5 protein-coding genes are annotated in these 8,340 nt (G+C 41.0%); 3 read left to right on the top strand and 2 right to left on the bottom strand.

All coding sequences use genetic code 11. From position 1 onward, the window contains the following. Positions 1-48: 48 nt before the first annotated feature. Both AC6CH7_RS21060 and AC6CH7_RS21065 read right to left on the bottom strand, forming a co-directional pair. Entirely contained in the window at positions 49-1,938 is a 1,890-nt protein-coding gene (locus tag AC6CH7_RS21060) for a hypothetical protein (RefSeq protein WP_498264604.1), read from the bottom strand. Beyond that, positions 1,935-3,839, bottom strand: coding sequence for an AAA family ATPase (locus AC6CH7_RS21065; protein WP_498264605.1), 1,905 nt, complete (start codon positions 3,837-3,839; stop codon positions 1,935-1,937). The genes AC6CH7_RS21060 and AC6CH7_RS21065 overlap by 4 nt, the downstream gene beginning before the upstream one ends. A gap of 164 nt (positions 3,840-4,003) precedes the next feature. On the opposite strand from AC6CH7_RS21065, the gene AC6CH7_RS21070 reads away from it, so the two are divergent. The 3 genes from AC6CH7_RS21070 to AC6CH7_RS21080 are packed head-to-tail and all read left to right on the top strand — an operon-like array spanning position 4,004 to position 8,030. Next, entirely contained in the window at positions 4,004-5,962 is a 1,959-nt protein-coding gene (locus AC6CH7_RS21070) for a type IV secretory system conjugative DNA transfer family protein (RefSeq protein WP_498264606.1), read from the top strand. 17 nt (positions 5,963-5,979) lie between these two features. Next, positions 5,980-7,188, top strand: coding sequence for an ArdC family protein (locus AC6CH7_RS21075; protein WP_498264607.1), 1,209 nt, complete (start codon positions 5,980-5,982; stop codon positions 7,186-7,188). 29 nt (positions 7,189-7,217) lie between these two features. Further along, positions 7,218-8,030, top strand: a complete 813-nt coding sequence (locus AC6CH7_RS21080) for a DUF4099 domain-containing protein (RefSeq protein ID WP_498264608.1) — start codon at positions 7,218-7,220, stop codon at positions 8,028-8,030. The last annotated feature ends 310 nt before the right edge of the window (positions 8,031-8,340 follow it).

An 8,340-nucleotide genomic window follows, 5' to 3' on the forward strand; every position in this document is an offset into this window, starting at 1 on the left:
CTTCAAGATTACTATAAATAAATTACTTAGTCGAAATTAAATCTGATATCAACTGGGTGTTAACGTCACAAGTTGCTTTATTCGATTACCTATGATTTCTGCAGATTTGAGCGCATATAATTGATTAAGATCAGAATATTGAACTTGCCTGCAGGTCATGATGAACAACGAAATCAGGTATTCAACCTTGCTATTTGGAACAAGACAAAGGGCGTTACTGTCAATACGTATTTTATTAATTATGTTAAAATACTCAACTATATCTTGCCGGTTACTGGTTACCTGGAAAGTTGGATTGAAAGATTCATCAGTAGTTAGTTGCTCCTCTATTTCGGAAAGCAAGTCAATGTCTATATAAGGCGGAATATGTTTGAATTTTATACTGCATTCTAGAGCAGTATGATCCACTAAAGAATGCAGTAGACCTGTGAATCCAAAATCAATTAGATAAATACCTGTTTGGTCCTTGAAAAAATTTTCTGAATGAAGATCACCATGACAAACTTTTTTCTTTGTCTGCAGTTGAAACTCAAACACGTTATTGAAAATCTGAATCAAGTTGTCTGCCTTTAAATCTTCATCAGTTAGATACTTCACCTTTTTAACCGCTGCATAAAAATTGTCCGGGGATATAAAGCGTTCGTAAAGATCGCCAACCTTAAATATTCCATTTTCAACTGAGACCATCCACATTTGAAAAGGATCTGATGAAAATAGCTGCTCAATAATATCCACTCTGTTGGTGTGAAATCTATTTTCTGAGTCGTCTAAAATCGATGCAAAAGAATAGGAGGCCTGTACGGCATCTTTGGAAGCATAGGAATATTTCATCCCCTCCATGCTTGCCGTTTTAGCATAGTGCGCTGATTGATAAAGAGGGGTGGAAAAATTTTCGATAAATTGGGAGTAGGCTTGCATTTCTGATTTGATCTTTGCCTTTTGATCAATTTTGCTAAACTTAGTGACGTAACGCTTGGTTATTTCGTTATTGAAACCCATCTTCGGTTTAACTTCAAGAACTTTAGACCCACTCTTCCCTCCTTTTAATATTTTGTATTCCAAAATAGGACTTGAGGTGACATGTTTAAACAAGCTTTTAACAAGTTTTTCTTCTTCATTTGACAAGTCGGCATTTGTAAGGAAGGTTGATGTAACATATTCCACTTCTTCAAAAAAAGATTCTGAATCATTTGTAACGATTAGATCTGAAGCTTTTATTTTCTCGGTTGGTTTGATAGAGACAAATCCATAATCTGGAAACAAGCTGAAGATTGCAGACAGATCAGACTTAATTTCATCAATAAATTTTTGATCGTTTATCTTAGTCGAAAGCAATAGCAGTACCACATAATTGCCAGGACTGTTTTTACCATCTTCTAAATCTTGCCGAAAAGCATCAATAGATTGGCAGCTAAATTCGTCAAATGTACTTTCGAGCTTCTTTTTTACTGAATGATAAAAACATTTGTCGTCATGAAGAACCAGTGGCAAATAATCAGAATTATCATTATTATAGAGCTGGAACAGAAAATATCCCTTTAAGGAAAGCAATTCATGCTCAAGACAATTTAAAATTTCGATAAATAATGGTTTGAAGCCTTTCAGGGTAACTTTTGCATTCTCAACTGCGACGGCTTGCTCCCGTACAGCTTTGATAGGTAAAATCTCTGCAGAAATTTCAGTGGCGCCCTCTACTGATGATTTTTCTAACTGATATGACGCTAATTTTAAAAAGTCTGATCCAGTACCGGATTCAAAAAGTTTGTTTTTAAATTTATCTACAAATTCTGAAAATTCATGTAAATCCGAGAGGGAAATACCATTCAGATTTTCTACAATTTCATATACAACCGACATATCAGGTATTCCATCTGGAAATGCATTTTCTAATTTGGCTTGAAGCATGGCAAGCACCTCTTTGATTTCTTCTTTGGTCATTTTGCGTGATTGTCATTATAACCATATATCTGCATCCTGCGTTCGAATGCTGCCGCGCCACCTTCAAGTAAAAATATGATGTCATCTTTTACCTCTTCAATAGTGCCTTGATGTAGTATTTTAGATTTTCTGTTTTCGTATTCCAGAAATACATTATGATCAGCATCTGAAAGTACAGGAATATTTGGATTATGTGTAATGAAGATTAGTTGCCTATTTACTTTCTGTGCCCTGATGGTTTCATGAATACTCTGAGTAATATACTTATTGTCAAGATTATCTTCTGGCTGATCAATAATTAATGGATTTGAAGAAACCGCGAATATGATTGGTAACACAGTCGTGCACCGCTGCCCCATAGAAAGTTCGTCTGTTCGCCTGTAATTTTCCTCCAATGTACCTGAGTCATCTGCTATTCTTAATTTGAATTCTGGCATATCATCACAATAGAGACTTTCGATTTCGTAAATATAATCTGTCTCGTATAGGGAACTTATTATTGTCTTTGCGCGTGCCGTGTCTATTTCTTTCAAGACGGTCAGTGCAGCAACATTACGCTCTTGCACAATTTTTGCAAATTGATCCGGGGTGAAGCGATCAGCGATTTTAATAACTAATGCATTATATTGTAGTCCAGATCCTTTAAATGCCTGTCTTAGCAATGCATAAAAATCGTCTTTGATCCCACATGGTGATAACGTAATTACTACTTCTCTGTTAAAGATGGTATTTAATCCTTTTACTGTTTCAAGACGAATTCTAAAAATTGAGTTTTTATACCCATTTAATTTTTCGAGCAATACGGATCTTTCCATTAATAATGTTTCGTATTTCTTTTTGAGGTCGTCACGATCTCTTGCTAACATAGCACTTTCAGTAATTCGTTTAGAAAGGAGATTATATTTATTGATATATTCTCTGCTTTGATCAAATTGCTGTTTCAGCCGGACAAAGTTCGATTGTTGCTCAGAATGGATTTTTAAAATTGCGGAAAATAGTGTATCCAATTGTTTCTGACGAGATTCTATATAAGAATGCGTGGCTCCTAATCTCTTTCGAACTTCCTCAATTGTTTCATCCAAAAGATCTTGACTTTTAAGCATTTCTGCTTTATTTTGATAACTCTCTTCTGATAAGATTTCAGTATTAAGAAAATCACGAAATGGATTAGCTGTAGCAACTAAATCGGACTTTATTTTATGAAGAAAATCGACGGATTTATTAAAGAACCTTAACTCCTGCCTTCTTAGCCCTTCCTTTCGATCTGCTTCCTCAAAATCAGAATTTGCTTCTTCACCTATTTCTACTGGTTTCTGGCGTTTATGAATTTCAAATTCTTCATTTACGTTTGCATATTGATTTAAAACATCATCAAACTGCGCCATTCGTCGGTGATAGGACTTGATTTCCAGTGCGTTTGCTGCAAGGTCGGATTGGATGTCAAAGATATGAGATTTGTAATATTCAACTTCTTTCGCAATTTTTTTATCAATTAATAATAATCTGTCTTTGCTATTTCGTCCAATTTCTTCGATTCTGCCAGCGTCGTAAAAATCACATTCAATATCTTTTATAATAGATGAAAGTGGTATATAATCAAGTAATGGAACAGTATATGCTACCGCAGGGTCTTCAAGAGTCTTAACAATATTGTAAACCTGATTATCCTCAGATTGTATTTCCAGTGTAATAATACCTGCTCCGAGATTACTCCGCAATAGATTAGTCAGATGTCTATCTTCTTCGTCATGGGGTTTAAGAGTTACCTTCATGAAGTTTAGTAAAGTCGTTTTGCCAGTGCCACGCCCCCCCATGATACAGTTTAGTTTGTCCGAAAATTCAAGACGAAAGTCTGTATAGAATCTAGAATTTTTTATTTCGATTGATAATATCTTCTTCATTTAATCTGATTGATCACCTAATAGGTAAAGTTAAGAAATTAACCTGAACGAGATCGATCCATTCTATGTTAAGTCCAAGTTATTTTCACACTCATAACTAGGCTTTTCAAAAAATCTTCGGGATTATATTTACTCAACCCGATTTATTCTAACATCTTAATAAAATGGAAGAATCCCGTGAAATTCAAAAACTTCATGGTTTCCTCCAATGCACCATCTACCTGATGGTCATTACCGAAATCATGATTTTCGTTTATTCAAAAGCCCCTTTCCTGGGGCTTTTTTCGTATGTGGTGGTTAAGCTCAGCCTGATTCCCATATACCAGAATTTGCTTTACAGCAAGTTCGCAACTTTAAGCCTAATTTGCCTGGTCAGCATAGGCACGCTGTCTAAAAAGAAAGTTGATCTGGATCCTAAAAAACATATTTTATTACCATTAACACTCGGTTTTTTATTGTTCTTCGGCAGCCTTTGGTGCTATCATCGTCCATCAGCTGAGGCGTTCAATTATACAACCTGGTATAATTTTTTCTACATCGTCTGCTCCCTCATAGGAGCACTCGCCATCAGCCTTTCCATGGATAACATCTCCAAAATGATCCGCACCCGCCTTGGCAAAGACAAATGGAATGTTGATCAGGAGAGCTTCATGCAGGCCACCGAGAAGATCGAGACGGCAAGTTCGGTAAACATACCGATGCAGTTTTATCACAAGGGTAAAGTTCATAACGGCTGGATCAATCTTAACAACATTTTCAGGTCCTGCATGGTGATCGGTACCCCAGGCTCAGGGAAAAGCTTCAGCCTGATCAATCCCATCATCCGGCAGCTAATGGCAAAAGAATTCTGCCTCTGTGTGTTTGATTTCAAGTACCCGGACCTAGGCAAAATTCTGTATTATCATTTTTTGTTGGCCAAGCAGCAGGGCAAATGCCGCAATTATACCTTCCACGTCATTAATCCTACTGAGCCCGAGAAAAGCAGGCGAATCAACCTGTTCCGGCGGGAATGGCTTTTGACCCTTGCCGACGCATCTGAAACCGCAGAAGCACTGGTTGAAGCCATGAAAAAGGGCGATAAGTCCGGAGGGAGCGATCAGTTTTTTACCCAGTCTGCCATTAATTTCTTATCTGCCTGCATCTATTTTTTTAGCAAATACAAGGACGGGAAATATTCCACCTTTCCACATGTCATGGCATTCATGAACAGGAAATATGAGGAGATCTTTAAAACGCTTTTTACCGAGCCTGAACTGATTTCACTCCTGTCGCCTTTCCGCAGTGCCTACGACCTTAAGGCTTTTGACCAGCTGGAGGGACAGATCGGGACACTCAAGATCTTCATGAGCCGCCTGGCTACCAAGGAAACTTTCTGGGTATTCTCGGGCGACGATTTCAATCTAAAGATCTCCGATCCAAATGAACCTGGCGTTCTGGTGCTCGCGAGTAATCCCAACACCCAAAATATTACTTCGGCCTGCTTCACGGGGATAGTGAATCGCATGACCAGGCTGATGAACAGCCGTGGCAATTTGCCCTGCGGGCTGATCGTCGATGAAGCACCAACACTGTACTGCCATAAAATCGAAAACGTCATCAGTACAGCCAGAAGCATGAAGTTCGCAGTTGTTCTAGGCTTACAAGAGCTACCTATGCTCCAACAGCAATATGGCAAGGACACCGCTGCCGTAATCACGGCAGTCGTCGGTAACGTGTTTTCCGGTTCTGTCCGGAATAAGGAAACCCTCGACTGGCTCGAAAGGCTGTTTGGCAAAAGCAAGCAGATCTCCGAAAACCTCACCATTGACCGCAATAAAACATCAACTTCTTTAAACGAAAAGCTGGAGGTACTCATTCCGGCAGGGAAAATAGCTTCACTAAATACAGGCGAAATGGTCGGCTTGGTTGCGGCTGAACCCCGGGAAAAATACGACGGTAAATTTGAAACCTCCGCAATTCACTGCCGCATCAATCTGGATCCCGAAGGGCTTAAAAAAGAAGAAGCTGGATACCGTGAGCTTCCCATATTTTATGATTTCGGCGATCGCAAAAATGAGATCCTGATGAACAACTTCCTTCAGATCAATCAGGAAATCGAAAACATCGTACAGCAATTCATTTAATCAAACCCCTTTATTCTATGGCAAACTTAAAACCACTGCATGAGCTCGTGGCCGAAAAGCTCATTGATCAGCTCCAAAAAGGCACATCTCCATTTCAAATGCCCTGGACTGAAGACACAGGGCCTGCTTTTTCAATTCCTTTGAATCCGACTACCGGCAAAAACTACCGAGGTATGAATGCGCTGTGGCTGGCAATGCAACCTTATGAAGATCCGCGCTGGATGACCCTTAAACAGGCGAATACACTGGACCTGAAAATCCCCAAGGATACCAAGGCTACCATGATCACCTTCTGGAAAAATACCGAGGAGCGACCGATGCTCGACGCTGCTGGTCAGCAGGTAAAAGACGAAAACGGCCGGGTCAAAAAGGAAACCGTGCGCCTGGAAAAGTCTGTTAGTGCAAATGCATGGGTGTTCAATGCCGAACAGGTGCCAGGCATGCCCCCGCTGAAAGAAACGCTACAAAAGTTCAGGCCAAACTATGACTGGACACCAGTAGAACGTGCCGAGGCCATTTTAGACGCCAGTAATGCGCAGATCAAATTTGGTGGCAACGAGGCCTTTTACGCACCTACCCCGGACTTTATTCAGCTTCCCGACAAACGCCAGTTTCCTACGGCGACCCAATTTTATGCAACTGCCCTGCACGAGCTTGGACATTGGACCGGTCACGAGACGCGGTTAAACCGCATCATGGAGGGCAACTTTGGATCCGCCGAATATGCCCGTGAAGAGCTTCGTGCCGAGATTGCCTCCCTGATGCTGGGCAGTGAAACCGGGATCGGGCATTATTTTGGTCAGCATGCTGCCTATGTCGACAACTGGATTAAAGCGCTAAAGGAAGATCCATATGAACTATACCGAGCCTCAGCAGATGCCCAGAAAATCACGGATTTTGTCATGGATATCGAAAGAAATCTGGCGCAAAAACAGGAAGTTAAAGCAGCTCCCTCCGAATCAAACTACCTGGTCCGTGGCGAGGAAATTGGTTATAACAATACTACTTACAAAGTATCCGACGTCCTAAAACGGGGCCAGGTAAAAATTGAAGACCTGACTTCCGGTGAAAAAATAAAACTCTCCACCACCGATGGCCTGTACAAATCCCTGCTGGTAGCAAAAAACTATCCATCAGTTGATTTGGTTATCAAAGCCGACAACTCCAAAACACTCCAGTTAAACCAGGGTGAAAATATCGAAGGTCAAGTAAAAATCAGACGCTAGGTTATACCACCCACTCAAAAACATCAAACATGCAAAATCAATTGTTTAAAGAAAGAGAACTCCCTATGGCGGAGTTGGAAAAGATCGGCCTCGCCCAAAAAGGTACATTATTGATCAGCGATGAAAACAAGGCTGCCTTGCTCGCTGGCAGACGCACCAACCTGATCCGGCTCCAGAATCTCCAGGATCAGAGCGTTAGCATCGGAGAAATGGAAGCCAAAATTTCCCTGCGAAAAAATGCGGAAGGGAAATTGGAACTTCGGGCACATCCGGTTTACCATCAGCCCGTGTTCCCCGTGGACCTCACGGACCTGGAAGCTGAAATGCTCGAAAAGGGTCAAACTGCTACAATCTATAAGAAAATCAAAGATGGCGAACAGCCAGCCAAAGAATACCTTTTTGAGTTTGACCCGGAAACTCGCGAGTATATCAAAACCGACACTGGCAAAATTAAAAGCCCAGACCGCATCAACGGCGAGGCACTAACGCCGCAACAGAAAAAAGCCTTTGAAAAAGGTGAAACTGTGGAATTATCAGATGGCACTAAATTCCGTTACACTGGTGTGGATGTGAATCCAGTCCGGGCGAACAAAGTTGCCTTGGTCGCTTCGCTGTTACTGGATGGCGGAATTTCCTATATGCTATATCAGGGCATCCGTTCGCTTATGGGCATAAGACAGGCCCAAAAAGATGAACTTTACAGTGCAGGTTACAGAAAGGCAGTAGAAGAAATGAAGGCAGCGGAGCAGCAATCCGGGAAACAGGCTTCAGATATGATGAATACGAAAAACAAGCCTGATGAACAAAGCCGTGAATATACCCGCTCCGGCCGTTCCCGATAATTTTCAAAGGCTACAGGCTACACATGTCATTTTATGTCCCGCCATTGAAACCTTCAACATCTTCCTTAATCACCGTCACAGCAGCTTTCCGGATACCCGGAAGCTGTTGTGTATTCCTATTGGCTTCAATCCTCAAAAACAACAAGTCAGATCATACATTCCCTACATTAAAAACAAAAAGATCATACTGCTCATGCCGGATGATCTTCTCGGTAGAGTCGCCGACATCAAAGTCGCCGCCTGGCTTAGAAACCACGATATCCATCTCAGATACTGCCAGCCGGGCATGATCCAAATCGCTTTCAAAAAC

The organism is Pedobacter sp. GQ55 (assembly GCF_059758925.1).

Excerpts from the sequence above, each read along its gene's own strand:
- AC6CH7_RS21065 (WP_498264605.1), bottom strand. The coding sequence starts at position 3,839 with ATGAAGAAGATATTATCAATCGAAATAAAAAATTCTAGATTCTATACA.
- AC6CH7_RS21070 (WP_498264606.1), top strand. The coding sequence starts at position 4,004 with ATGGAAGAATCCCGTGAAATTCAAAAACTTCATGGTTTCCTCCAATGC.
- AC6CH7_RS21080 (WP_498264608.1), top strand. The coding sequence starts at position 7,218 with ATGCAAAATCAATTGTTTAAAGAAAGAGAACTCCCTATGGCGGAGTTG.
- AC6CH7_RS21075 (WP_498264607.1), top strand. The coding sequence starts at position 5,980 with ATGGCAAACTTAAAACCACTGCATGAGCTCGTGGCCGAAAAGCTCATT.
- AC6CH7_RS21060 (WP_498264604.1), bottom strand. The coding sequence starts at position 1,938 with ATGACCAAAGAAGAAATCAAAGAGGTGCTTGCCATGCTTCAAGCCAAA.